The organism is Aestuariibaculum lutulentum (genome assembly GCF_032926325.1).
Classification (GTDB): domain Bacteria; phylum Bacteroidota; class Bacteroidia; order Flavobacteriales; family Flavobacteriaceae; genus Aestuariibaculum; species Aestuariibaculum lutulentum.
Genome location: NZ_CP136709.1, coordinates 2,879,520 through 2,904,262 on the forward strand (window position 1 = coordinate 2,879,520; position 24,743 = coordinate 2,904,262).

The window sequence follows — 24,743 nt, forward strand, 5'->3', positions numbered from 1 at the left end:
AATTAAAATGTTGTATTAATTCCTAAGGTAAATGTTCGCATTTCCGGATAGGTATTTCTAAATTCCGCAACTCCATTTTTATTTTTAGGACTTTTATCTTTAAACCAATAATGCAGGTTAGATCCATTAACAAAGAAGCTTAAAGTTTTTAGCGGTAATTTGTAATTGTTTACAGGAAAATTGTATGTCAGGTTTACCGATTTTAATTTAATATGAGAAGTGTCGAACAGGTACTTTGTAGAATTTGAGATTATCCTGTTATTGCTTGATATTATTGGGTAAACTGCCTGATCTCCTTGGTTCTGCCAGGCATCTTCATAAACATTAGCATTTATATTTCTGTTTACTAATATTCTGTAGTTGTCGTAAATATTTCTATCTACCAACATATCTGCCCCATAGGTGTATGACATTATAATTCTAAGTGTAAAATTGTTTAGTTTAAAACTGTTATTCAGCCCTCCATAAAAATCAGGTTGTGAATCCCCAATAGGTACCCAGTCAGTATTATCAAATTGACTTGCAACGGTAGATGAATCGTAAATATTTCCATCAATATCATACAGTTCTCTTCCGGTTGCCGGATCAATGCCTATAAAATTATATCCCCAAATGGCAGACGTTGGATAACCAATGGTTTGCGATCTTGCAACTTCAGCTGTTGAAAATGCAGAACCTAAACCAACTAAATCAGTAATTCTGTTTTTAATTTTTGTAAAATTGAAATTGGTATCCCAAGAGAAATTTTTATTCTTAAACCAATCGGCGTTTAAACTAAACTCAATACCTTGGTTATACATGCTTGCTCCATTAATTTGAGCACTTGAAAATCCGGATTCGATAATAATATCACGAGATGTGATTTGTTGTTCTATATTATCTCTAAAGAAATCTGTTGTTATTTTAAATTTCTGAAGGAAGTTAAAATCTAATCCAACATTGAATTTTTTATTGACTTCCCAGCCTAAATTAGGATTTGGTGCTGACGATAGATTAGCATAATCTAGGCCATTATATCCATTATTTTGTCTGGTGTATAGCCCTAAAGCTCTATAAGAACCAATACGAGAATTTCCTGTTCTACCATAACTTGTTCTAAGGCGAAGAAAATCTACAAACTTACTTTTCTTAAGAAAACCTTCGTTACTTATATTCCAACTGGCTCCTAAACCTCCGTTTAATGCGGTATCGTTATCATCACCAAAAGCTGAACTTTGATCTACTCTGAAATTGGCTAAAAAGAAATACTTTTTCGCATAATTATAGTTTACCTGAGCAAATCCCGATCGTCCAGCATATTCTGTATAATCGATCTCATAATCTTGTTGTTCGGCAGTAATAATAGGTTGAGGAGAATCGTAGATGGTAAATCCACGGCCTATTTCATATGAAAAATCAACTTTTTCACTTCTTGCTTCTATACCTAATAAAGCATCAAAATTATGTTTTTCTGCAAATTGTGTATTATAAGCTAGGGATGCATTCCAGTTCCATTTTCTTGTATCACGAGCTCTAATCATTCGTCGTCCCTTAGAACCATCATTAAAATTACCAGAACCGTTTAAACCCGAAAAGAATTTATCTTCATCTTTATTTGAAGCATCAATACCAAAGAGCGTAGATAACTTTAAATTATGAAGAACATCGTAATCTAGTTTTAAACTTCCTAAAAGTGCAAATGTTTTAGAATCCGAAATATTTTGTTTAGATACGGCTACAGGATTTCCGTAGGTTTCGAAATAGGTATATTCTCCGTTTACATCATAAGGCGATAATGTAGGAGGTAATGCGTACGCATAAAGTGTATTCGGGTTTTCTTTATTGGTTAACGAAGGTGATAAACGTAAACTTAAACCAAATTTATCTTTTTTATAATCTGCCGAAAACGACGTATTTAATTTTTTATAACTGTTTTCCTTCTGCGTTTCATTTGTATGTTGGTAACCTACATTAGCTCTGTAATTCCAATTACCTTTACCGCCGGAAACACCGAAATTTAATCGGCTAAAAATGCCTGTAGTATTTAATAAATCGAACCAATCAGTATTTACACCATTCCACGGTTGTACACTTCCAGAATTTCCACTATTGGTATAATAGGAATTTAACACCGTTTGATATTCTTCTCCACTTAAATATTTAAGGCCATTAAATGCAGTATTAATACCTGTTTGAGCCGAAGCTGTATATCTTAGCTTTCCTTTTTCACCTGATTTTGTGGTGATAATAATAACTCCATTAGCTGCATCAGCACCGTATAAACCAACAGCAGCAGCATCTTTTAAAATATTAAAACTTTCAATGTCTTCAATACCTACGCGAGCTAAAGGATTTAATATGTTCTCTGAAAGAATGCCGTCACCTAAATCAAAAAAACTATTTCCATCAATCCCAGTTTCTTCCGACAGGATAATACCATCTACTATTATTAACGGTTGTGTAGAGGTTCCTACCGCATTACTATTAAGTGGTGTTAAAGAGCCTTGGCCACGAATATCAATTTTTGCGGCTTCACCTAATTGCGGGTTTACTTCAACTAATACTCCGGCAACCTGACCTTCTAATAATTCATCAAAAGTTACAGCAGGCTGTTCTTTAGAAATATTGTCCGGATCGACGGTAGAAATGCTTCCGACAACTTCTTCTTTAAGTTTTTTGGTTCCGTAAGAAGACGTAATAACAACTTCTGTTAATTCACTAATATCTTCTTCCAAATAAAATGTAAATTCAGAAGCACTCCCAATGGTTTTAGTCTGAGATTTCATTCCCAGATATGAAGCTTCCAGTTCTACATTATTGATATTTTCCCCTTTAATGGTGTAAATAAAGTTGCCGTCGATATCTGTCATGGCACCAATGCTTTTTCCTTTAATTACAACCATAGCGCCACTAAGGGGAAATTGATCAGCAGCGCTCAGGACCTTTCCCTTAATTAAACGGCTATTAGTGGTTTCTTTTTCCTTTTTATCGGTTAATAATATCTGGCTACTAATTAAAGCATAAGCAATATCAGAATCTTTTAACAGTGAGTTTAAAGCATCTTCCAATTTTGAATCTGTAACATTTAAAGTGAAGCGTTTTGTAACATCTACTTTATTAGAATTATAGATAATACGATACCCTGTTTGTTGTTCTATAGATTTTATAATGGTACTCAAAGGGGTATTTGTAGCCTTTATATTTACGGTTTTATTTTGTGCAAAACCAACTGTAGTGACAAGCAAAAAAAACAAAACACAGAGTGTCCTTTTAAGTTTAGCATTTTTTTTGTAGTTAATCATTGTTGAGAGGTTAGAGTTTTAGTCGTTAATTATTATGATATTATTTTTAATTGAATATTCGAAAGGTGTATCTATTTGTAATAGTTTAAATAAAGTATCAATATCAGATTCATCAATTCTAATAGATCCAGAAAACTCTTGATTTGCAAGTGTTTTATTATCGTTAATTATCGCCACATTATATGCTCGCTCTAATTTTTTACATAAGGCGCTAAACGGCATATCCTTAAAAAGGATTTCTCCATTTACCCAGGCTATATGATCGGTAGTATTGACATCTTTAATATGGAATGTGTTTTGTTTTTCTAACCAAACAGCTTGTTGATTGGGCTCTAGAATAGAATATTTTGAAGCATCGCTTACAGCTGAAATTTTAACAGATCCTTCTAAAAGTTCACTATGTGAATTGGTATCGTTTGGATAAGAACTCACATTGAATTTTGTTCCTAGAACCTGAATGTTAACCTTATCGGAATGTACAATAAACGGACTTTGTTCATTTTTTGTTACTTCAAAAAAAGCTTCACCTGTTAAAAACACATCTCGGTTTGCCGAGGCTATAAAGTTTTCTGGAAACCTAAAGGTTGTTCCTGCATTTAAATGCACAACGGTACTATCTGAAAGAACCACCTTAAATCGTTTTCCGTAAGGAATCTTAATGGTATTATACTTTAACTCTTCACTCTTTACATTAGCATTAAAAATAATTTCATGATCTGTTTGTTTTCCTATAACAATACCGTCTTTATTTATTAATACATTCTCTTTGTTGTCATTAATATGTTTAACAACGCCATTACTTAATTCTAAAATAACATCGTTATTATTATCGGTTGTGGTGTTATTATAGATTGCACGTCCAATCCCCAAAGCAATCACCAAAATAGCTGCATACTTCCAGTAAGTGAAAACTTTGCGCTTTTTCTTTAAAGTTTGTTCTTTTAATATTCCAACCGTTTCTAAATTTGAAGCTTTCGGAGATTCTGTAAGGGCCCAGGCTGTTTTCAATGCTATAAACTGCTTTTTGTTTTCATTAGAAGAATCTATCCAGTCGAATAGCTCTGCTATTTCTTCTTCAGAAGCTTTATTGTCCAAATATTTATAAATCAGTTTAGTCATTACTTGTGGTGTTTTGGGTTAATAAGCTTATTAATACACTTAAAATGATGATGTTTTTAATAATATATTGCCCTAATAAGGTGAATGAAAATGGGCTTTTATTAAACGATAGTTCCGGAAAAATAAAAAACGTTGAAAATGTTAACGTTAGATGAATGAGCGCTAAAATAGTTGCCGATTTTCGTTGATAATTAAGAATAAACATCAACCCAATGGCTGTTTCCCAAATCGCTAAAAGCAAATAGGAAATGTTTGAAGGTAATAGGTCGCTTATTAAAACATTAATCGTTTTTTTAGCAATATCTTCGGCAGGACTGTAATCTGGAAAAAATTTTAATATTCCAAAGAAGAAAAAAATCAATCCAATAGACAGTGTAATTAAACGCTGACTTGTAGACTCTCTAGATATTAAAATCTGAGTTTTTTTCATATTATAGAGGTTAGTAGTTGCTTGTTAAACAGAAAAAATTCTCTGCTCTATAAGTTTGTACCCCTATGTCTTAAAAAACCCTATGCTTTTTTTAATTTTTTTTAGTCGAGAGAATAATTGATATTAAAATAGTTGGGAAATAAGGTGCCAATTGATCCCTTAAAGCCTTTAAAGCCTTGGTTATGTGAGATTCGACGGTTTTTAAACTAATCTCCAATTCATCGGCAATTTCCTGATTTTTTTTGTTATCGAATCGCTTCTTTAAAAAAATTGCTTTGGTTTTTTCCGGAAGGTTTTCAATAGATTTATATATAATTTGTTCTAATTCAGAGAAGTCCATAGAATCAAAATTTAACGAGTCTAATACCTCCTGATTTAAAAGCTCTTCCCTTTTGTTTAACGTCTCGTTTTTATATTTTTCTTTAACCTTTTTACTTCTTATCAAATTCAAACATTTAGATTTTGTGTAGGTGTAAAGAAAGGATTTAATACCTGTTGGAAGGTCTATTTTGTTTTTATTAGACCATAAATTTATGAAGGCTTCCTGAGCGATATTTTTAGCCTCTTCTTCATCATAAATAAACTGTACACCAAAGCCAACGATACTATTGTAGTATTTATGAAAGAAATACTCAAAAGCAACTTCGTTACCTCTTTTGAAGGCTTCAAACTGTAATTGCTCGTTTGGTTGTGTGTTCATTTGTTTAAAATTGTCTTTGTGGGAAACTTAACTTAACATCTAATTTTGAGTAGAAAACAAGCTAAAATGCGACTAAAATTACATTTTTTATGTTAATACAAAATTTTTATTAGATAATTTATAACCACGCAAAACAAAAAGAAGATTAAAAACTTAAATTAATTTGGATTGACCCTAAATAATATTTCGCCTGATTTTCTCTATCTGAGCTTGCAATAAAAAACAGGACAAATAGCTGAATAACCAACTTTGTTAGTTCCTAGTGTTTTTTATTTTTTGTATCTTGAATTAATAGATATAGTTAGAATTATGATAAGGATAATGAAAACATATAAAGAGCAAAGCAAATCGATTAAATTGCTTTTTTTCGCCTTTATCATGCTACTTCAGGGGTGCTCTGTTTATAGATCAAATCCAACAACAATAGAGCATGTCATTAGGAATGAATCTGAAGTAAAGATGGTATTTAAAAATAATAAAACTGAAAAATTTAAGAAAATTATTATTGAAGAAGGTAACTATTATGGTGTAACGATAATCAACGGCGAAACAATTAAACATCCCTTGGACCAAAACGAAATTTTGGTAGTGAAAGAGAAAAATAAATCATTATCAACTATTCTTGGTATAGGAATTCCGGTGGTTGTTTTAGGTACTATTTTTGTGCTGGTCGGAGAGAATAACTCATATGACTTCTTTTTTCAGATGTAGTAATATTTGTCTGTTTTTTTGTTACAATTTCATTACTTACCTTTTTATTTTCCCTCCCCCTTAATTTGTATAATACCATTTTTGAATAGTATATTTTTCGTAAATTCATGTAATAATTAATTACTCATGTGTTTCCATACGGCTCAACTCAAAAAAGTTAAGGATTTAGAACGCAAGTATAACGTTAAAATTAGCGATGAAAACTGGGAGAAATACTTTGACGAACCTAGATACCATTTAAATGGTTTTTCGCATCCTAATATGTTAGTTATTCCGCAGCAAAGATCTGATGTTCTTGCACCAGGCGTTTGGGGTATAGTTCCCAATTATAAAAGCCCAGAGGAAATTAAACCTTATTATAAGGAAGCTGTAAAATATGGTTCAGGACTAAATGCACAATCCGAAAAGCTTTTCAGTCATTTTATGTATCGTGAATCTGTAATGACACAGCGATGCATAATTCCAGTAGATGGCTTTTTTGAACCACATGAACACAACAAGAAAAAATACCCTTTCTACATTAAAGAAAAAGAAGATAAAGGTTTGGCTTTGGCAGGTATATATACCGTTATTGGGACGTATATCACCTTTAGTATCTTAACTAAAAAGGCCTCCCCGCTATTTGAAAAGATACATAATCTTAAAAAGAGACAACCTGTAATTTTAAGTTCTGACAATGTAGACCACTGGCTTTCTGAAAGTCTTAATGAAGAGGATGTAAAAGAATTGGTTAATCTTAATTTTCCTGAAGAACAGTTGGATGCCTATACGGTTAGCAAAGATTTGTTTAGCCCTAAGATTGATAGTAATACTCAAACTATTTTAGAAAAAGTTGAATTTGATGGATTAGAACGAATGTTTTAATGAAGTTGTGTATGGTTAGCTTGAGTCGATATGCCTTTAAAATAGCTAAAAAACGTGAATTAAAGTGAAATTCGTCAGAATTTAGCGATGCACAATGCACCAGCAAATTAATAATACACGTTTTTATAAAACGTTTTTTACTCAATTGTTATTAATTCCGATTCGTTTTTCAATTGTCCAAAATTTATTGGTTATCATGTGGAAGTGACCATCCCTTAAAGGCATCATTTTCTGTTTGCCGTTCTGTTTGTATTTTTTCTCTTTTACTTTTTTCATTTTCAAAACATAAAACTTTCAAAAAATCTAAACTATATTTGATAAAAGAAACTTTTTTGTGTGAGCATTCTTAAATCCATTCGAGAAAAGGAAGGTTATACCCAGACTGATTTAGCCAACCAAACTGGACTGTCTTTGCGAACTATTCAGCGTTTAGAAAGTACAAATAAAGTACCTAAAGGTTACACCTTAAACGTTCTGGCAGAAGAATTCAATATGGAACCATCAGCTTTACAGGCTAAATATGTAAAAAGCAAACTTTCAAGGGATTCTGAAATTACAACAATCAAGATGATAAACTTATCGGTTTTATCCTTTATTGGAATTCCATTCGGAAATCTAATTTTACCTATCATTATATGGAGGAATAACCGTGATTCAAAATTCGTAGATGAAATAGGCCGTCGAGTTGTTAATTTTCAAATTTTGTTCACATTGTTCCTGTGTTTATTACTCATCTTATTGCCATTTACCGTTGCAAAACTATTACCAAATATTCCAATCATGTTGATTGTATTGCTAATTGCTTACCTTTTTAATATTGCTGTAATCATCCGTACTGCCATAAAGATTCAACATCAGGACTTCGATTTTTTAAACGGTCCTTTTCGTCTTATTTAGACCTAAAACTAAAAATGTCATAAAAATGGCGGCATGAAACCCCCTTATTTTACTGGGATTCCTTATTTCTTTGCATCATGAAATTATTCTAAATGTTTATTCAAAATTTCAATGTATCATGAAAAAAATTATCGGTTACAGTATTTTAGGCTTTATAGGTCTTGCATTAATTTTTAGTATTTTCGGTATTAGAAAATTCAATAACAAATATTTTAAAGAACGTCCGGCCTATTTAGAACTTAGTCATGAATCTCAAACCATGGATTTTAAATGGACACATTCGAAGGTGGATGAAGGACATATTGAATATCAGTCAGGTCTTTTAATACCTGTGCAGATTGACAGCCTTCAACACAATCTTAATATGCAATTTGATACCGGCGCACCAGATTCTTTTTTCTATGAAAAAGATCTTATTTCATTGAGAAATTTGGGCTATAATATTGAGGAAGTTCAGAAAGATGGATTCCGATTTGTGAAGGACCTAAAATTAAAATTAGGCGGTAAGCCTGTTACCTTATCAATGGTGAAAATCTATCCGAATTATGGGAATACCTTTTCGGCTGAAAATAACCCAGAAACCAATATTATTATTGGGACTATTGGAAGTGATATTCTGGTAGATAGAGTTACATCAATTGATTTTAAAAACAAGACCATACAGTTTTTTGAAAATCGTCCTGAATGGATGCAGGATCTCAAGGGGTTCAAAACTTTTGATTTCCCAGGGCGTCGTATAATGCTACCAGCTATCGTTGATGGAAAGGAGTATGAGTTTTTGTACGATTCCGGATGTTCAGCCTTTGGTTTAATCACGACCAAAAACCGTTTTGAAAAATATACTGATATAGCAACTCCTGTAGAAAGTTTTGGAGCTAAGAGTTGGAACGATAAAATCTACATTAACAGTAAAGCAAGTGATTATCCGCTTACCATTGGAGGTGCTCAACTACGTATGAATAGAGTTTCGTGCGTAGATATGTATGCTTTTCTACAGCCTTTAGTAACTCCATTTACCCGAATTGGTGGTTGGATGGGTAACCAAGCTATAAATGAGAGTCACCTTATTCTTGACACAAAAACTAAAGAATTTTTGATCACAATTTAGGTGATTGATTTGATTGTAACCGATCCAGATGCCTTAGCCCTTCATGGCTTGCCATGAACCTGAGGTTTCTGGTTACCGGTTAAGGAAATACCTTCATTCTAATTTTATGTAATTATTTTGTTTAGAGTATTTAACTTCTAATAAGAAAGCATCTGTTTTGACTCCAAGTAAGACAAGCTAGATTCCTAAATTACCTATGTAAATTGGGATATTTTGTCTTTGAAAGGGTTATAACCTAGTTTTAGAAGTTTTATTAACGTCTTTCTGTAAATCGTTAAGGCCTCCATGCGTGCTTCTTTGGTTTTGTATTTATTGACATCGCCATAGAAGGGTGTAACACGTTTTAATTTTCCTGTTTTTGGATTTCTAAACGAAAAATAAACGTACCAACGCTTGCCTAAATTTCCGTTAACTGTGTAGATTTTTGGGGTTGAAAACTGGGGTCTTTTACTCAAATCGTGTTCCAAATCGTGTTCAAAAACGTGTTCACTTTTGAAATCAAATGTAAGAAATTCATTTAGATAAGACATAAAAAAAACGGTTTATAAAACCTAAACCGTTAATTGTGAATTGATTACATTTTGTAGCGAGAGCGGGGCACGATCCCGCGACCTCCGGGTTATGAACTCAGTACAAGCGTTTTTAAAAACGTATTTACTGGGGTTCCCAAGCTATATTCTTATTAAATCGTATGCAAAACCGTATTCAGATTTAACCTCTGGGGTTAATAAATAATTTTAAGACAATTTAAGAAAAAATGATTCCGTTTCGTAGAAATTTTCAAAAATTTCGAAGTAGGAATCGGTGGCTAACTTAGTATGCCAAAAATTCTCTTAAACAACCTTTTTACCGATGTAAAATCCGAAGCAATGAACTATAGCCAGTGTTGGCAAACGTTTTTTTTTAATAGTATTCAATATCATATATTACAGTATCTCCAGAAAAATCTGCATTAACATTTGTCGGATAATTTTCACTGTCATATGTGTAAGAGAATGTGGTTGTTCCACCACTTACTTCGGTTATTGATGTCATATTGTTTTTTAGAAAAGGAAAACTGTAACCTTCAAATCCGCCTATGTAAATTCCATCAAATTCCCAAAAGAACTCAATAAATCGCTCAATATAAATGGATTCCAATTGTCCATAAAACGGGTTTATTTTGTCATCGTATTGTATTGTGAATTCTATTAGCAGATTGTCTGAATTGTCATATGATTGTGCGGAAACCAAATTTCCATTAGAATCATACCCAAAGTTTGTATATTGATTGCTTTCGCTCAATTTGATTATCAATCCATTATTGTCGAGTTCTAATTCCGCTTGGGAATTTGTATTTCCCTCAATTAGCCCAGTCAAATTAATAGAATTACCATTGTATGTTATGGTTACATCTTCACTATTTGCAGAGTAACTTGATAGAAGTCCGTTTGAATTATATTTGTAAGTATAGGTGTCACTATATGATGACGAACCTGTTTCTTGGTAACTCCATTCGGTTAATCTGTTTTCCGAGTCGTAAGTGAAATCAGAATTATATCCAAAATTGTTGTAGGTTCCATTGAAAGTCGAAATCAGGTCGTTGCTGTTGTATATGTAGTTTACTTTTCTAGTTTCAGAGATTTTTTCGGTTTTAACTAGTTTGCTTGTTGTAGGTTCGGGTTCTGGGTTGTTAGAATTATCGTTAGATGAACAAGAAAATAGTATTAAGTTAAGTGAAATTAGGGGCAGAATTAAGTTTATTTTTTTCATAAATTTTGTTTCAAATGTTTTTTAATAGTTTGTTTAACAGTAGGTTAGGGTTTAATATGCATTAATATTCGGTTTTGCACTGGCGTTAGTAATTCCGAGTGGATTCGGACGTAGTCGAATCCGCCGTAATTGTGGTTATATGGTGTTGTGTGGCGTTTTTTATTTTATTATCCAATTAATTTCGCTTATCAAATATTTTCCATTTTCTTTTATCACAGTAACTTTTAGTTTATCATTACCAAAATATTTTTGTCCATTTTTATCACTCATAAATAGCGATAAAAACACAGTCCAATAGTCATTTTCTTTATTTAATTCAACGATATCAACTCCATCAGTTATATCTTGACTATTGGTCCAATATAGATAATCGTCACAGTTTTCTGGAATTACACCAATGTATTCACTCCACTTCATGTTGGAAATAGTTTCAGCACATAGTTTGGTTCTTTCTTTTTCTTTATCCAAAAATGAATTTGAAATTGTACCTAATTTTCTTAGTTCCTTAAAATATGGTTCATAATTTACAATGCAACTATCATTTTTTCCTTCTGTAACCTCAAAATCTGTAGGTATTTCAGGATTATGTTCATTTGTATTTTTAATGTACCATCTATGGAATGAAATTCCAACTTCTGCTATTTCTTTTTCTAAATCAGTAAAAATTAATTTAGGTTTTATTGGTTCTATAATTGAATCAATGTTTTCTTCTTTATTTACTATTATTTTTTTTTCTTCGTTAACTCTGTTTTCAATTTCAGTGGATTCCTGTTCTTTTTGAAGTGTTTTATTTTTGTTTTCGGAATTATTACAAGACAAAATTCCAAGAACTATGATTAGTATAAATATTTTTCTCATAGGTTTTTTCAAATGACACACAACGGTTTGTGTATAGTTTCGTTGCGTGAAAATCCGCTAGGATTTTCGTGTTAAGAAACTAAGATAGCAAAGTTGCGAGGATTTTCCGAGAGGAAAATCGGAAGCAATGAATTATAAACATTGTTGTACACAGTTATTTAACATCCGCAATAAATGTCAATAATCCATTTGTTGATATTGTATTTTAATTCGTAATGGCATCCAGCGCCTCCTCCGATTGGTCCATAGGTGTTTTTATTCTCATACCATTCATTCTCTATTTCCGTTAAATCAGCGTCATATATTTTTTCTATCCAAACCTTGACTTCTTTTTCCGAAATTTTAGGTAATTCCAAGCTCATAGAAATTCCGCCAGCTTCTCTACAATTTTCCGTTGTAAATTTTATTCCGTATTCAAAAGTTTGTTCAAAAGCACAAATAGGAAATTCACCATAATCAACTTTTTGTACATTGGTTCTTTCAGATGTAGGTCGGTAATTTTGTATTAGATAATGATAAATTATATCCTTACTTTCTTTATCATCTTGGTAGGCAGTTCTTAAAAGCTTTTTATTTGGCTCAGGAAGATCAAAATTTTGTGAATATGTGGAAACTCCAATTAGCATTAATACTGCTAAAAATACATGTGTTAGTTCGCTTTTCATAATTGTGTACAACGGTTCGGCTAAGGTTTCGTTGCGTGGGTTTGGTACTAATTTAGTAAATAAAACTGGGCAAAGTTTAGAGGCGAGGATTTTCCGAAGGAAAATCAGAAGCAATGAACTTTAGCCATTGTTGGCATTAGTTTTTTTGTCAAAATTTCTTTAAAAGTTTAATTTTCGTATTTAGAATAAAATTTAAGATTATAAACGACAATTACCATTAACAAAATCAGTATTATTTAATGGATTGAATCCATTACTGCCTAATGCGATATACTGCCCTTTATAGTCATTATAAATATTGACAATCAATTGATGAATACCACATAAGTCCGTTAATGCATTATTCGCACCAATAAAAACAGTTCCATTAACGTAAGGTATTTTATTTAAAGCATCTAAATTAGTGATAAGACTATTTCCATTAATATTCAAAGTATTACCAACATAATTTACATTTTGTAAACCGTTTATGTCGGTAATTTCATAATTTTGATGAATTTGTAATTCATCTTCAACGAATGTGATTTTCTCCAGACCATCAAGGTTGGTCAAAGCAAAATTATTACGTATTAACAGTGAGGTTAAATTTGATTTTAAATTTCTCAATCCAAATATGCTTTTTAAATAAAAATTTTGTGTAATGTCTACTCTAGAGGTGTATTCGAGATTTTCTAAGCCGTCGATTTCAATTAGCGCACTTTTTTCTCCATCATTACTAAAAAAAAATAAACTTTCTACTGAAGTTAAACTTTCTAGCCCATCCAAATTTGTTAATAAAGTGTTCTCTGATATTTGAAAATAGCCTTTAATTGAGGTTAGACTTTGTAAACCGACGAGATTTTTAAGGTAACTTCCTGTTACAGCAAAATTCCCACCAATTTCCACCAATTTATCCAAACCATCTAGACTAGCCAACAACCTATTTCCACTAACATGCAAATCTCCTTCTATTTTAGTTAAATTTCTCAAGCCTCTTAAATTAGAAAGTGAGTTGTTATTATATAATTCAATATTTTTTATTGAAGAAAGATTATGTAGACCATCTATGTTTTTTAAATTTATATTATCATGTAGTTGTAAATCTTCAACAAAATTTAAACTTTGTAAATCATCTAAGTTGACCAAATTGGAGGAGTTAATAAAAAGTCTACCATTAATGGCTCTAATGTTTTTTAATTTGCTAATATCATTTATTCCTCCAGTTATTACTAAAGAACCATTGATTACAGTCAAACAATTGCTGTCTAGTGAATTAATTTCATCTTGATTCTCCAATATTAAATTCCCTTCAAAAATTTCACTTTTACAATTTGAATTTTCATTATCAGTTCCATTGTCACTTGAACAACCTTTTATTGCATAAAGGATTGTGGAAATTAGTATTAAGGAAATTAGTTTTTTCATTTAAAATTTTTAATATGTCTTACTTTACTTTAAAAATGTTATGAGCGTCCATTCAATATTAATGCCAACGGTTCGTATAACCGTCAGTTATCGGTTTAAATATACTTTAATTTTCGGGTAAGAATTGGCGTTAGCAATTCCGAGTGGATTCGGACGTAGTCGAATCCGCCGTAATTGCGGTTATATAATGTTGTGCAACGTTTTTTATTCATTCCGTTTTATGGTTCGGTTATTATTGGTTCAGATCCTCCAATTAAATTTAGACAAATACCAATTCCGACAACCATATATTCATCGTAATCCGCTAATATTTCTTTTGAAAAAGCAAATCCTTCTCGTTTTTTTTCTTGGTCGTGCCATCCACCTTTTTTCACTTTCCATAACCAACCGTTACTTCGCTTTTCATTATTCCAAAACTCCATTAAACTTCCCTCATCTAAAACTCTAAATCCCTCAACATTTTTAAACGTCAAATAAATTGGATTTTGTAAATCAGGAAATTCAAGTTTAACTTTTAGCGTCCATAAGTCAAAATTCAAATCTACCAATTCAGGAATTCCATTATACTTTTTGGAAGTATTTAATTCTTCCGGAATAGGATATTCAATTTCAGATTTATTGGTCATTCGTGAGTTTTTCAAATGTTGCACAACGGTTTGTGTAAGGATAGTTGCGTGTGCGAGCAACTAACTTACTAAAAATGGAACGAACCAGAGGAAAATCCGCAGGATTTTCCGAGTAGGCTAGAACCAAGCAATTATTTTTACACGTTGTTACCACAAGTTATTTTTTATCTGGTCACTTTCATAAAGTCATCCGAATAAATACAATTTTGTCCAGTTTTGTCCAAAATGAAAGTTTGTTCAATTAAGTCATTAGGGTTATTGCTCAAAGTGAATTTACAACTTATCATTTTTGCAATAATTTCTTTTTGGTCTCTGTTTTTCAAATTTTCAGGGATATTTTTGATTGTAATTTGTTCTCTTTTGGAGTTTTGGTTAATATAAGAGTCAAAATTGTTCTCGTCGCTCAGAACTGCAATATATGACATTGGTATATCCGCAATGCTAAATGAATGAAATCTAACATTAATATCATTAGTCGGATAGTTTGGAATCAGATAATTGGCAACAGTTCTTTCTTCTATTGTCAGCGGTTCTTTTCCACTTTCTGAAATGTTACATGAGTTAAATGAAATTCCAATTAGAATAATTTGTAAGGTCTTTAAAAAAGTCAGTTTGGTTTTCATATTTAGTGTTGTTTGTTATAATTTGTGGTAACGGTTCGTATAACCGTCAGTTATCGGTTTGGTTTACTTTGTTTTTCGGTTTAGCACTGTTGTTAGCAATTCCGAGTGGATTCGGACGTAGTCGAATCCGCCGTAATTGCGGTTATATAGTGTTGTAGTGCGTTTTTTTTAATTTAATAGTTCAATATCGTTATTCCTCCACCATTGCTCAGCTTCCTCCCAATTATTTATAAATTCTTTTGCTCTTTTTTTAAAGATATCTCCAAAAATTAACTGTTTATCAAAATCATACCAATAATCTCTCCGATTTTTAATGCTCCCAACTCTTAAGCGGTTTTTTAAATATGGAACTTGACATTTGGCAGGCTTGATTAATTCACCGTCCGATGTGGTCATTCCGTTTACAGAACAATTTGCAATATTTACAACAAATGATGATGAATAAAGGCTGAATTGGAAATTTAGTAAGTTCAATTTGTCATTATTCTCACGTCTAAAATGAGGAAAGGAACCTTTAAAACCTTTATTTCGCAAGAAGGGAATAATTATCTCCTTTATTGCTTTATCCATTTTTTCTCGTTTTTCTTTATGTGTCATGTTAAAATGCACTACAACGGTCTCGTATAACCGTCAGTAACGGGTTTTAAGTTAATGTTTTTCGGTTAAGCACTGACTTTAGCAATTCCGAGTGGATTCGGACGCAGTCGAATCCGCCGTAATTGCGGTTATACATTGTTGTGGTTAGTTTTTTATTTTCAGTTTTAAATATTTTATTTCTTTTTCACAGTCAGTTTGAAATTCAGATTCGAGTTTTAAATAATAGACATCTTCCAAGACTTTTGACTCAATAGTTCTCCAACCTTCAATTCCAATAACGTATTGTTCTTTAGTTTTCAAATCCGTTAATGCGATTTCCTCTTCTCCATAATAGTTTGAATAAGAAATAGCTGTTTCTCCGTCGGAAGTCAAAGGTTTTCCCATTGTAAAGCAAGTCAATCCGTTTTTCAAGTCAACGGATAAAAATCCCCAACTTTCGTAGCCTGTTATTTCAATCAGTGCGTTTCCACAATAAGTCCCTTTGAATTTATAATCTGAATATTCTTTTGTTTGAACTTTATTTCTGCACGCTTTTAATTCAGGCGTTTTTATTCCAATTCCAATATTTTGGTTTGCAGAAAATGTATAACAAGAATCTTTAAGTTTGAAAATTTCAGGATATTTTTTGGTCAGCTCAAGTTCAGATTTTGGCTCAAATTCAATGAGTTTTTCCGAAATACCGACGACTTTTTCGTATTCTGATTTTTCAATAAGTTCAGATTTTCCGTTTAGAATATTCGATAAATTTCGTATTTCAAAATCACAATTTTGAGCCCAAGAAATTTGAGCAATTGTAAGTAGAAATATTAAAATTATCGTTCTATTCATTGGTTTGGGTAAATTAACCACAACGGTTTGTATAAGGTTTGTTGCGTGAAAATCTGCTAGGATTTTCAGATTACAAAACCAAGATAGCAAAATTGCGAGTATTTTCCGTAGGAAAATCCGAAGCAATAAACTTTATATAGTGTTGTAGCCCGTTATTTTCTTATATCAATATTTGAGTTTATTATTTTTTTATTTAGTATTTGTAATCCATAAATAGGAGATAGCGATAAATAAAATAATTAGAAAAAAGACAATCCAACGACCAACTTTTCTATTCGTTTTAATTTCTTTAGGAGAGTATAATGAGTTGAAATCTTTTTTTTCCAAAAACCAAAAATACCTGATAATTGCCCCAAACCATTCAGATGAATTCGGCTCATTTTGTTCAAAAAGTCTATCAGGAATTCTCTCTAAATGTTTCTGTTTTTCTAACTCTTCTTTATTCAAATCAATAATTATTTTTAATGTGCTACAACGGTTAGTATATGAGCCGTTTTAATGGCTTATATACAGTGTTAGGCTCTTTTTTGGATTCATTATAGTTTTGATAATTCTTCAAATAATTCCATCGGCATTGGATTAAGATATTCATTGTTCCAAAGTATTATGATCCTGTCTTTGTCTTTAAATTTAATCATAAGGTCAGAGGAGCCATATCCGGCACCGGCGTGCCCAATGGCTATTGCTTTTTCTTCATTGTTGTATGGTAATTCAAAAAAACCACAACCATAACCATAAGGAAAAAAATGAGCTCCAAAAGGTCTTGTAGCTTCATCGGGGAAAGAATATTCAGTAAACATCAAGTCCCAGCTTTCAGTCTTTAAAAGTTTATCAGACCCAATAGCCAGCATAAATTTATGTAAATCTTTTAATGTAGATTTAGAACCGCCATCGCCACGATAATTACTATGAGGAAATGGAGTGGCTGGGTTACCGTCTGAGAGATAATAAACAGGTGCGCCCGGCCCATAAATAGAGGTGGAGTTATAAGTATTGGTCATTCCCAGTGGTTCAAAAATTCTTGTTCGCTGAACATCGTAGTAATCAGCGTTTCTATATTTCATTATAATTTCTCCTAACAACAAATAGCCCGTATTACTGTAATCATAGCCTTTGCCAGGTTCGAAATTAAGGTCTAATTGAGCCATTTTATCCAAAACCTCTCGTTGAGAAATAAAAAAGGGCAATCTCCCTTCAATCTGTTCATCAAAATAGCCCTTTAAACCTGAACGGTGAGATAGAAGCTGATGAACAGTTATCTCGTTTGCTTTAGGGTGTTTGAACCAAGGCAAATGTTTGGAAATAGGGTCATCAAGTTTAATTGAATCATCTTCCACAAGTTGCAGGGTCAAGATAGCCGTAAACATTTTACCCATGCTGTTAATAATGAACCTTGTTTTTGTACTATTGGGAATTTCTAGGTTTCTATCTGCCATGCCAAAGGCATTCTCATAGATAATATTTTCACCTTCAGCAATGAGAATACCTCCGTGTAGTTTTCCCTCAGAGTATAGTTTTTTCACAATTTTATCAATCTCTGAAAATTGAGATTTGTTCAGCTGAGCCGATCCACTTTGAAAAACGATGCATAAGAGAAATAGCTGTAAAAATTTCATCATAAACATTTAATTTAAATTGAGCCTAACGGTTTGGCTATGGTTTCGTTGCGTGAAAATCCGAGAGGATTTTCCGCCGTAAACCGAAGATAGCAAATTTGCGAGGACTTTCCGAAAGGAAAGTCAGAAGCAATGAACTATAGCCGGTGTTGTACGCTGGCTTTTATTTTCAATTTTTTATTTAGTCAGATAAGCAAGTCCGACACATATTAAAATCAGAACTCCGATTCCAATTCGGAAATACTTTTGTTGTTCAGCTTTTCGAGTAAATCCATCTTTTTTTAGCTCCCACGAAAATATTATTTCAAATAAAGTCCAAAAAGGGTCAAAAATAAAGTCGCAAAAGTGATAACTCTCGTTAGCTTTAATTCTTTCGTCAATCCTTTCTCTTTTTTTTGATAAATATTTAGCGGTCTTAATTTTTTTCGACTCAACTTTTCTATTTATCAACTCATTATTCGCAAGGTGAACCGCTCTTGGATTCCACTTTTCAGGCGCTCCAACTATTTTTAGTAAATCGTCGGTTGTTCGTTCTTTTATTGGTGGAATAAACTCGTCAGTCATTTTTTTGTCAGCTTGCGTACAACGGTTTGGCTATGATTCCGTTGCGATGAAAATCCGTAGGATTTTCGGAGTAGGAATCGAGCCAAGTTAAATATACAGGTTTTTGGTTTAGCATTAGCGAGCAATGGATTATAGCCGTTGTTGGCAACTGGCTTTTTTTATTTATTACAATGTTTTTCTAATGCTTCTAAAACCATCCAATTATCATCTCCAAGCGAAACTGCTTTTTTCAAATCCGCACAGATTTTAGTACGTTCAGATTCTGGAATTTCAGTTTCTTTTGAGGCGATTACTTGAATGTCATTTGACTTTGATAAGGTTTTTCCATTTCCAAGTTCGTACTTTCTCAAAATTGCAAAAGCTCGATTTGAATAAGCATTGATGAAATATGGCTCAATTTCAAGAGTTTTATTAAAATCTATAATTGCTTCATCAAATTGGAAGTCATTTAATTTCATTGTGGCTCTTGCAAAATATCCGTCAGCCCAATTCGGTTCTAATTCTAATGCCTTATCTAATTTCTTAATTGCTCCTTTATAGTTTACCTGTTTATATAACTCTTGGGATTCGTTATATAGTTTGAAAAGTTTGTCGTTTATTTTATCCTTTTGATAAACACCATTTTTGTAAACGTTTTTTCCTTTTATTTCGCCAGTGGAATAGTAGGAAATGGATTCTCCATCCATTTTTCCGTTTTCAAAGTTTGTTCGTTGTTTTAATTGTCCATTTGGATGATACATTTCCCAAATTCCGATTTCTTGTCCGTCTTTAAATTCACCTCTTTGCATTAATGTTCCGTCTTCGTAAAATCGTTTTTCCGTTCCGTTGGAAAGTCCGTTTTCATATTCAATTTCGTCTGACATGTTTCCGCTTATATGATACATTAGACGTTTGCCCTTTAGTTTTCCGTTGAATAGAGTTCCTTCTCCTTGCTTTTTTCCAATTAGGTAATAATCAATAAACCTACCTGAATATGGTGTTGAGCTACCTTTTAAATACCAAGTTCCATTTTTTTTGGCCATCAATTTGGTTGTTGGAATTGCTCTTATGCTGTCAGGTCTTTTTGCATATTCCTTTGTGAAAACATAAATAATTCCGTCCAAGTCTTTATATCCTGTTTTCTCAATTGCTTCTTTGTTCTTTACGACTTCAACTCTGTCAATTTCATTTTCAGTCAAAGTTCCAAATCCTTCTTTCGGTTCTTCGATTATTGGAATTGAATCTACAACGTATAAAACGTTCTCATTTTGGTTTTGACTGAATCCAATTATTGGTAGAATAGTCAGTAGTAAAATCAGTATTATGTTTTTCATTCGTATTTTTTTCAGCTTGTTGCCAACGGTCTCGGCTATGGTTTCGTTGCGTGAAAATCCGCTAGGATTTTCCGCCGAAAACCGAAGATAGCAAATTTGCGAGGACTTTCCGCAAGGAAAGTCAGAAGCAATGAACTATAGCCGGTGTTGTACGCAGTTTTTAATTTTTTAATAAATAACAATTGTCTTTCAGTTGAATATTTTCTCCATCATAAAAGTCAATTTCCGCTTTTAAATCCTCAATGAATTTCAATTCGTCAATTGGACAGATTTTCATAAATTTACTTTTGATTATTAATTTTCCCGATTTGTCATAAATTGAAATAATTGCATTGTTTTTATGGTTATGTATCCAATCCACATTAAACCAGTTTCCATTTCCGTCTTTTTCAATCCAAAATGCTGAATCAGGAACCTCTCCATAAACCTTTAAATCTATTAGAGAGTCAATTTCTTTTCGGTATTTTTCTTTCCAATTGGTATCGTTTAATTCAGTCAAATGTTTGTCCATTTGTCTGTTATAAATGTCAATTCCATTTATTTCAGATTGACTAACAATACAGCCAAATGCGATATTCGTAAATCCATATTTTTGGCTGATTTCATCCATTTGTTTTGGCATAAGCAATTGCTCTCCAATAGCGATTTTTTGTAGTTTGCCATTGGAAATATCAGCTTTAGCAGTTAGATAATTATATGAAGTGAAAAAGCCGAAATTCCACAATAAAAATCCAATTGCGAATAATAGAATTCCAATAATTGTTATTCTTTTACGACTCATTTCTCAAATTGCGTACAACGGTTTGTATATGGAAAGTTGCGGTTTTGTAAGCGAGGATTTTCCGCAGGAAAATCAGAAGTAGCAAAACAAGCAACCTCCATCGGTTTAGAACTAAAATAGCAATTTTTTATATACGTTGTTACCACACGTTTTTTATTTCGGAATGTAGAACTTTTTATGTCCAATCCAATTATTTAAAAATTCTTTATCAGCCAAATGGGTGAACCAAATTTGGTCATTTCCTGTTTTATATTCCAATTCCATTATTTTTCCGCCAACCTGTGAAACGAACTTTCTTATTTTCTCTCTGTTTTCTGTAAAATCAGGGTCAATTGCTGCCGAAAAATCCACAAATCCGTTTTCAATTTGCATTACTTTGGACATCAATTCCGCAATAAATTTATGTCCGAATTTTTTGTTAGTCCAAGCCATAAATCCGATGTAGCATTTTGGAATAAAACCAAGCTTTTTTTCAAATTCAGCTTTTGATTCCGAGTCAAAGTCCTCGTCCTGTTCCGCATCCGAGTAATAAATTCGGAAAGGGCAATCTTCTCCATTATTTTTAACTCTTATATCATAATCCAAGTCATTTTCCAATTCAAATTCTCCACAGGATTCAATTGTTTCTCTGATCAGACTTTTTGATTGTTCAGATAAGTAATTTTTGAAATAAATCAGATTTGTAAATCCTCCCATTGCGTTTTTTTCAAATGTGTGGTAACGGTTCGTATAACCGTCAGTTATCGGTTTGGTTTACTTTGTTTTTCGGCTAAGCACAGGCGTTAGCAATTCCGAGTGGATTCAGACGTAGTCGAATCCGCCGTAATTGCGGTTATATATTGTTGTAAAACGTTTTTTCATTTCCAATAGTAGTATAATCGGATTCGATAAGTTGAAGCTCCGAAAATCATATTTAGTTTCATAAATTTTTTGTCTGATTCCCAAATAGTGTTTCTCGACAAGTAATCTGGTCCGCCATAATTTGATTTTGTTTCTTGCGGTTGGTTGTCTTGTTCAATTGGTTGTCCGAACTCCGAAATCAATTGTTTTTTAATACGCTCATATTCCGCATTGTATTCGGTCAGTTTTTTGCTTTGCGTTTCCCAATCTTTTTTCTTGTCAAAGTAATTTCCATAACGATTATTTTCCCAATCGTAACTTACATATCTTAAAATCGAGTCAGGTTTTGAGTAAAAATATTCTGCATAGACTGGTAATAAACTTGTCTTTTCTCTTCTTATTATTAAAGGGTTTGCCATTTCAAATTCCTTTACTTTCGGATAAATACTCTCTGAAAGACTTACATTTTGGTTTAAAAACTCTGAATTTGGATTTAATTGAGATTCAAAATTTTTCACTTCCTTTATTTTGGATTGTTTTGTCCATATGTCTAATTTTTTTGAACTCGAACAGCTTGAAATAATAAATCCTATTAAAATCAGAAGTTTAAATTTTCTTATCATTTGCGTTTTTCAAAATGTTTTACAACGGTTTGTGTAAGGATAGTTGCGTGTGCGAGCAATTAATTTACTAAAAATGGAACGAACCAGAGGAAAATCCGTAGGATTTTCCGAGTAGGCAAGAACCAAGCAATTATTTTTACACTTTGTTACAAACAGTTTTTGTTTTTAAATAATACCTAAAAATCATCTCTAATAACAGGTCCATTATAATGCCCTATTATTGTTACGGAATTCCATCTAAATTTATAATCAATATCAATTTCCGTAATAAAATCGTCTTCAGTTGAGGATATAGAATTTATTGTTACGTCTCCTGAAATAAACCTATCATCTTGAAACCAATAACCTGAAGCTATATGGATTTCATCTTGATTAGAATTATCTTGGAAATGAATAAATTGATATCCGTGTATTCCGAATCTATTATTGCGTCCATTCGCAGTAGAGTATTTTCCAGCGATTAAAGGTCCGTCTTCTATTTCTGTTCCCGAGTCTAAATAAAAACTCCCAAAGTGTGCTTCAGGTAGATTATGGTTAACTGGGTCTGAAAATATAAGATGATAAGGTGAACTTTGACTGTCAGACTTTGCGAAATTTGTCTCATAGAAAATTCCATTATAGGTAAACCCATTCCTTTTTTCAGAAGAACCATCAGATGAACAGGCTAAAATTGAAATGCCAATTAAAAATCCAATTAATAAATTCAGCTTTTTCATTTGGTAAAGTTTGGTTTAAATTGTTTGTAACGGTGTGTATAACCGTCAGTTATCGGTTTGGTTTACTTTGTTTTTCGGTTTAGAACTGGCGTTAGCAATTCCGAGTGGATTCGGACGTAGTCGAATCCGCCGTAATTGCGGTTATATAATGTTGTGCATAGTGTTTTTTTATTCAATTCCGTATTCCGTATTTAAGTCCAAAATTTTGTGTCCGAATATTATTTTCTTTTTCAAATCCACCACAATTGTCAGAAATACATTTTGTTTTTCAGTCGGAAGTAAAACGTGGTCAAAGGTTTTTAAATCATTCCGATAAACTTTTTCCACGAGTTCTTTTTCGTAAACAAAGCGGTTCACAATTTGATTTTCTGTCAATTTTTTTACATAAGTCCAAATGTCAATCGGCTCATCAGTTTCCGATTCAGTAATGTCAGTCATTCCATTACCAAATGTCTTTTTAAATTCTATTTCGGTTAATTCTTGTGTCATTTTAGGCATTATGCACAACGGTTCGTATAACCGTCAGTTATCGGTTTAGTTTGCTTTATTTTTCGGTTTAACACTGGCGTTAGCAATTCCGAGTGGATTCGGACGTAGTCGAATCCGCCGTAATTGCGGTTATACATTGTTGGTACCAGTTTTTTTATATTTTTTTTCGTTCAATTATTCGTTCTTTTGTCAAGTCAAACCTCACAGTTTTTGTTCTGTAAATCGGGCTGTCATATCCGCAAATTTCATTTTGGTCAAAAGTCCGTAAGTCAAGTACATTAAAGATTTTTTTGAAACGGATTATTTCTCGTTTTTCAATATCCAAAATTGAGATTTGTTGAACCGTTCCTTTTAGAAACTTTCTCGTCCAAGTCGGTATTGCGATTTTTGTTCCTTTTGTATTCCAAATTGCAGGTCCGCCAAACCAACCGCTCAACTTTATTTTTTCACCATTCTGATTTGTCCATTTGCAATAACCTCCCAAGGGTGCTCCCATTGCTATTTCGCCTAAATCGGAGTATTCAATTTTATTCAGTCCATTAGGTGAAATTAATTCCTTATTTCCGTTATAGAAATTCCAAGGGTTTGGATAAGTATTTATTACTTCTACTGCCATTTCTCAAATTGGTGCCAACGGTTTGTATAAGGTTTGTTGCGTGAAAGTCCGCTAGGATTTTCAGTTTAAGAAACCAAGATAGCAAAATTGCGAGTATTTTCCGTAGGAAAATCCGAAGCAATAAAATTTATACGTTGTTGTGTGTAGTGTTTTTTTATGTTTTTTCAAGGTCAACTTTTAAAGTCCGATGAGCGATATATTCTACCTCAATTTTTTTCAATTTGCCTTTAAAATCAGAGTTATAGAATCCGTTTTCATTCGTCTTTATTTCTAATGTTTTACTTGAACCGTTTTGCTCTATGAATAATTTTAATTTAGCATTTATCAGTGGTTCTTTTGTTTTGGAGTCAAAAACTTTTCCGCGTATTGATTTGCCATTATTAAGTTCCGTAATATTCATTGAAATTTCTTCCATAAATACGCATCCGTCACGTTGTCCGTCACCATATTCTGGTTTCCTATCTATAATTAATTCATTTGCAGAACGGTTTTGAATGGTCAATTCCGAAAGTTCAGTCAGATTTTTTGTTCCAGAACAGCTCAAAGTTAATAGTGTCAATATTAGAAATTCCTTTATTCTCATTCAGTTTTGGACATTACACACAACGGTCTCGTATAACCGTCAGTTACGGGTTATTATGCGTTAATTTTCGGTTAAGCACTAACGTTAGCAATTCCGAGTGGATTCGGACGTAGTCGAATCCGCCGTAATTGCGGTTATA

Annotated in this window: 28 protein-coding genes; 4 read left to right on the plus strand and 24 right to left on the minus strand. The window is 32.4% G+C overall.

Features of this window, described 5'->3' with window-relative positions; all coding sequences use genetic code 11:
* Positions 1 to 2 precede the first annotated feature (2 nt).
* The 4 genes from R1X58_RS12220 to R1X58_RS12235 all read right to left on the minus strand — a co-directional run bounded on the left by R1X58_RS12220 (position 3) and on the right by R1X58_RS12235 (position 5,530).
* Positions 3 to 3,158 carry a SusC/RagA family TonB-linked outer membrane protein gene (locus tag R1X58_RS12220; RefSeq protein ID WP_240573034.1) on the minus strand — a complete coding sequence of 1,052 codons (3,156 nt, stop codon included), beginning with the start codon at positions 3,156 to 3,158 and terminating at the stop codon, positions 3 to 5.
* Between the two features lie 141 nt (positions 3,159 to 3,299).
* Entirely contained in the window at positions 3,300 to 4,400 is a 1,101-nt protein-coding gene (locus tag R1X58_RS12225; protein ID WP_240573035.1) for a FecR family protein, read from the minus strand.
* Complete coding sequence (locus R1X58_RS12230; protein ID WP_240573037.1) at positions 4,393 to 4,830, minus strand: doxx family protein; 438 nt, start codon at positions 4,828 to 4,830, stop codon at positions 4,393 to 4,395. Before R1X58_RS12230 ends, R1X58_RS12225 begins: the two co-directional genes overlap by 8 nt.
* Before the next feature lie 91 nt (positions 4,831 to 4,921).
* A complete protein-coding gene (locus R1X58_RS12235; protein WP_240573038.1) occupies positions 4,922 to 5,530 on the minus strand; it encodes an RNA polymerase sigma-70 factor in 609 nt (202 codons plus the stop codon).
* A gap of 321 nt (positions 5,531 to 5,851) precedes the next feature.
* On the opposite strand from R1X58_RS12235, the gene R1X58_RS12240 reads away from it, so the two are divergent.
* The 4 genes from R1X58_RS12240 (at position 5,852) to R1X58_RS12255 (ending at position 9,110) form a co-directional block, all read left to right on the plus strand.
* On the plus strand, positions 5,852 to 6,241 hold the full coding sequence (locus tag R1X58_RS12240; RefSeq protein ID WP_240573040.1) for a hypothetical protein: 390 nt from the start codon (positions 5,852 to 5,854) through the stop codon (positions 6,239 to 6,241).
* 126 nt (positions 6,242 to 6,367) lie between these two features.
* Entirely contained in the window at positions 6,368 to 7,105 is a 738-nt protein-coding gene (locus R1X58_RS12245; protein WP_240573042.1) for an SOS response-associated peptidase, read from the plus strand.
* A gap of 336 nt (positions 7,106 to 7,441) precedes the next feature.
* The gene (locus R1X58_RS12250; RefSeq protein ID WP_240573044.1) at positions 7,442 to 8,002 is read left to right on the plus strand and encodes a DUF4870 domain-containing protein; all 561 of its coding nucleotides are present in this window, start codon (positions 7,442 to 7,444) and stop codon (positions 8,000 to 8,002) included.
* 118 nt (positions 8,003 to 8,120) lie between these two features.
* On the plus strand, positions 8,121 to 9,110 hold the full coding sequence (locus R1X58_RS12255; protein WP_240573046.1) for a hypothetical protein: 990 nt from the start codon (positions 8,121 to 8,123) through the stop codon (positions 9,108 to 9,110).
* 194 nt (positions 9,111 to 9,304) lie between these two features.
* Here R1X58_RS12255 and R1X58_RS12260 read toward each other — a convergent pair whose 3' ends face one another.
* The 20 genes from R1X58_RS12260 to R1X58_RS12355 form a co-directional block, all read right to left on the minus strand.
* Positions 9,305 to 9,640 (minus strand): hypothetical protein, encoded by a 336-nt coding sequence (locus tag R1X58_RS12260; RefSeq protein WP_240573048.1) that lies wholly within the window; start codon positions 9,638 to 9,640, stop codon positions 9,305 to 9,307.
* Between the two features lie 373 nt (positions 9,641 to 10,013).
* Positions 10,014 to 10,862: a hypothetical protein gene (locus R1X58_RS12265; RefSeq protein WP_240573049.1), complete on the minus strand. Its 849-nt coding sequence runs from the start codon at positions 10,860 to 10,862 to the stop codon at positions 10,014 to 10,016.
* 159 nt (positions 10,863 to 11,021) lie between these two features.
* The gene (locus tag R1X58_RS12270; protein WP_240573050.1) at positions 11,022 to 11,720 is read right to left on the minus strand and encodes a hypothetical protein; all 699 of its coding nucleotides are present in this window, start codon (positions 11,718 to 11,720) and stop codon (positions 11,022 to 11,024) included.
* Between the two features lie 158 nt (positions 11,721 to 11,878).
* Complete coding sequence (locus R1X58_RS12275) at positions 11,879 to 12,385, minus strand: hypothetical protein (RefSeq protein WP_240573052.1); 507 nt, start codon at positions 12,383 to 12,385, stop codon at positions 11,879 to 11,881.
* A 198-nt stretch (positions 12,386 to 12,583) separates the two neighbouring features.
* Positions 12,584 to 13,789, minus strand: a complete 1,206-nt coding sequence (locus R1X58_RS12280) for a leucine-rich repeat domain-containing protein (RefSeq protein WP_240573054.1) — start codon at positions 13,787 to 13,789, stop codon at positions 12,584 to 12,586.
* A gap of 218 nt (positions 13,790 to 14,007) precedes the next feature.
* Positions 14,008 to 14,430, minus strand: coding sequence for a hypothetical protein (locus R1X58_RS12285; protein ID WP_317292980.1), 423 nt, complete (start codon positions 14,428 to 14,430; stop codon positions 14,008 to 14,010).
* A gap of 149 nt (positions 14,431 to 14,579) precedes the next feature.
* The gene (locus R1X58_RS12290; protein WP_240573056.1) at positions 14,580 to 15,038 is read right to left on the minus strand and encodes a hypothetical protein; all 459 of its coding nucleotides are present in this window, start codon (positions 15,036 to 15,038) and stop codon (positions 14,580 to 14,582) included.
* A gap of 168 nt (positions 15,039 to 15,206) precedes the next feature.
* Positions 15,207 to 15,635, minus strand: coding sequence for a DUF4304 domain-containing protein (locus tag R1X58_RS12295; protein WP_240573058.1), 429 nt, complete (start codon positions 15,633 to 15,635; stop codon positions 15,207 to 15,209).
* Positions 15,636 to 15,779: 144 nt separating this feature from the next.
* Positions 15,780 to 16,463 carry a hypothetical protein gene (locus R1X58_RS12300; RefSeq protein ID WP_240573060.1) on the minus strand — a complete coding sequence of 228 codons (684 nt, stop codon included), beginning with the start codon at positions 16,461 to 16,463 and terminating at the stop codon, positions 15,780 to 15,782.
* A 189-nt stretch (positions 16,464 to 16,652) separates the two neighbouring features.
* The gene (locus R1X58_RS12305; protein ID WP_240573062.1) at positions 16,653 to 16,910 is read right to left on the minus strand and encodes a hypothetical protein; all 258 of its coding nucleotides are present in this window, start codon (positions 16,908 to 16,910) and stop codon (positions 16,653 to 16,655) included.
* A gap of 89 nt (positions 16,911 to 16,999) precedes the next feature.
* Positions 17,000 to 18,082 carry a serine hydrolase domain-containing protein gene (locus tag R1X58_RS12310; RefSeq protein ID WP_240573063.1) on the minus strand — a complete coding sequence of 361 codons (1,083 nt, stop codon included), beginning with the start codon at positions 18,080 to 18,082 and terminating at the stop codon, positions 17,000 to 17,002.
* A gap of 174 nt (positions 18,083 to 18,256) precedes the next feature.
* Entirely contained in the window at positions 18,257 to 18,643 is a 387-nt protein-coding gene (locus R1X58_RS12315; protein WP_240573065.1) for a hypothetical protein, read from the minus strand.
* A gap of 158 nt (positions 18,644 to 18,801) precedes the next feature.
* A complete protein-coding gene (locus R1X58_RS12320) occupies positions 18,802 to 19,956 on the minus strand; it encodes a hypothetical protein (RefSeq protein WP_240573066.1) in 1,155 nt (384 codons plus the stop codon).
* 160 nt (positions 19,957 to 20,116) lie between these two features.
* The gene (locus tag R1X58_RS12325) at positions 20,117 to 20,737 is read right to left on the minus strand and encodes an FEKKY domain-containing protein (RefSeq protein WP_240573067.1); all 621 of its coding nucleotides are present in this window, start codon (positions 20,735 to 20,737) and stop codon (positions 20,117 to 20,119) included.
* Positions 20,738 to 20,890: 153 nt separating this feature from the next.
* Positions 20,891 to 21,433 carry a DUF6368 family protein gene (locus R1X58_RS12330; protein ID WP_317292981.1) on the minus strand — a complete coding sequence of 181 codons (543 nt, stop codon included), beginning with the start codon at positions 21,431 to 21,433 and terminating at the stop codon, positions 20,891 to 20,893.
* A gap of 161 nt (positions 21,434 to 21,594) precedes the next feature.
* Positions 21,595 to 22,095 carry a hypothetical protein gene (locus R1X58_RS12335; RefSeq protein WP_317292982.1) on the minus strand — a complete coding sequence of 167 codons (501 nt, stop codon included), beginning with the start codon at positions 22,093 to 22,095 and terminating at the stop codon, positions 21,595 to 21,597.
* Positions 22,096 to 22,376: 281 nt separating this feature from the next.
* Complete coding sequence (locus R1X58_RS12340; RefSeq protein WP_240575483.1) at positions 22,377 to 22,916, minus strand: hypothetical protein; 540 nt, start codon at positions 22,914 to 22,916, stop codon at positions 22,377 to 22,379.
* Positions 22,917 to 23,084: 168 nt separating this feature from the next.
* Positions 23,085 to 23,405: a hypothetical protein gene (locus R1X58_RS12345; protein ID WP_240575484.1), complete on the minus strand. Its 321-nt coding sequence runs from the start codon at positions 23,403 to 23,405 to the stop codon at positions 23,085 to 23,087.
* A 154-nt stretch (positions 23,406 to 23,559) separates the two neighbouring features.
* Complete coding sequence (locus R1X58_RS12350) at positions 23,560 to 24,021, minus strand: hypothetical protein (protein WP_240575485.1); 462 nt, start codon at positions 24,019 to 24,021, stop codon at positions 23,560 to 23,562.
* Between the two features lie 154 nt (positions 24,022 to 24,175).
* Positions 24,176 to 24,604: a hypothetical protein gene (locus R1X58_RS12355; protein WP_240575487.1), complete on the minus strand. Its 429-nt coding sequence runs from the start codon at positions 24,602 to 24,604 to the stop codon at positions 24,176 to 24,178.
* Positions 24,605 to 24,743 lie beyond the last annotated feature (139 nt).

Excerpts from the sequence above, each read along its gene's own strand:
- R1X58_RS12280 (WP_240573054.1), bottom strand. The coding sequence starts at position 13,789 with ATGAAAAAACTAATTTCCTTAATACTAATTTCCACAATCCTTTATGCA.
- R1X58_RS12275 (WP_240573052.1), bottom strand. The coding sequence starts at position 12,385 with ATGAAAAGCGAACTAACACATGTATTTTTAGCAGTATTAATGCTAATT.
- R1X58_RS12345 (WP_240575484.1), bottom strand. The coding sequence starts at position 23,405 with ATGACACAAGAATTAACCGAAATAGAATTTAAAAAGACATTTGGTAAT.
- R1X58_RS12235 (WP_240573038.1), bottom strand. The coding sequence starts at position 5,530 with ATGAACACACAACCAAACGAGCAATTACAGTTTGAAGCCTTCAAAAGA.
- R1X58_RS12340 (WP_240575483.1), bottom strand. The coding sequence starts at position 22,916 with ATGAAAAAGCTGAATTTATTAATTGGATTTTTAATTGGCATTTCAATT.
- R1X58_RS12260 (WP_240573048.1), bottom strand. The coding sequence starts at position 9,640 with ATGTCTTATCTAAATGAATTTCTTACATTTGATTTCAAAAGTGAACAC.
- R1X58_RS12350 (WP_240575485.1), bottom strand. The coding sequence starts at position 24,021 with ATGGCAGTAGAAGTAATAAATACTTATCCAAACCCTTGGAATTTCTAT.
- R1X58_RS12255 (WP_240573046.1), top strand. The coding sequence starts at position 8,121 with ATGAAAAAAATTATCGGTTACAGTATTTTAGGCTTTATAGGTCTTGCA.
- R1X58_RS12265 (WP_240573049.1), bottom strand. The coding sequence starts at position 10,862 with ATGAAAAAAATAAACTTAATTCTGCCCCTAATTTCACTTAACTTAATA.
- R1X58_RS12270 (WP_240573050.1), bottom strand. The coding sequence starts at position 11,720 with ATGAGAAAAATATTTATACTAATCATAGTTCTTGGAATTTTGTCTTGT.
- R1X58_RS12230 (WP_240573037.1), bottom strand. The coding sequence starts at position 4,830 with ATGAAAAAAACTCAGATTTTAATATCTAGAGAGTCTACAAGTCAGCGT.
- R1X58_RS12315 (WP_240573065.1), bottom strand. The coding sequence starts at position 18,643 with ATGACTGACGAGTTTATTCCACCAATAAAAGAACGAACAACCGACGAT.
- R1X58_RS12245 (WP_240573042.1), top strand. The coding sequence starts at position 6,368 with ATGTGTTTCCATACGGCTCAACTCAAAAAAGTTAAGGATTTAGAACGC.
- R1X58_RS12320 (WP_240573066.1), bottom strand. The coding sequence starts at position 19,956 with ATGAAAAACATAATACTGATTTTACTACTGACTATTCTACCAATAATT.
- R1X58_RS12330 (WP_317292981.1), bottom strand. The coding sequence starts at position 21,433 with ATGGGAGGATTTACAAATCTGATTTATTTCAAAAATTACTTATCTGAA.
- R1X58_RS12295 (WP_240573058.1), bottom strand. The coding sequence starts at position 15,635 with ATGACACATAAAGAAAAACGAGAAAAAATGGATAAAGCAATAAAGGAG.
- R1X58_RS12355 (WP_240575487.1), bottom strand. The coding sequence starts at position 24,604 with ATGAGAATAAAGGAATTTCTAATATTGACACTATTAACTTTGAGCTGT.
- R1X58_RS12325 (WP_240573067.1), bottom strand. The coding sequence starts at position 20,737 with ATGAGTCGTAAAAGAATAACAATTATTGGAATTCTATTATTCGCAATT.
- R1X58_RS12310 (WP_240573063.1), bottom strand. The coding sequence starts at position 18,082 with ATGATGAAATTTTTACAGCTATTTCTCTTATGCATCGTTTTTCAAAGT.
- R1X58_RS12225 (WP_240573035.1), bottom strand. The coding sequence starts at position 4,400 with ATGACTAAACTGATTTATAAATATTTGGACAATAAAGCTTCTGAAGAA.
- R1X58_RS12240 (WP_240573040.1), top strand. The coding sequence starts at position 5,852 with ATGAAAACATATAAAGAGCAAAGCAAATCGATTAAATTGCTTTTTTTC.
- R1X58_RS12290 (WP_240573056.1), bottom strand. The coding sequence starts at position 15,038 with ATGAAAACCAAACTGACTTTTTTAAAGACCTTACAAATTATTCTAATT.
- R1X58_RS12300 (WP_240573060.1), bottom strand. The coding sequence starts at position 16,463 with ATGAATAGAACGATAATTTTAATATTTCTACTTACAATTGCTCAAATT.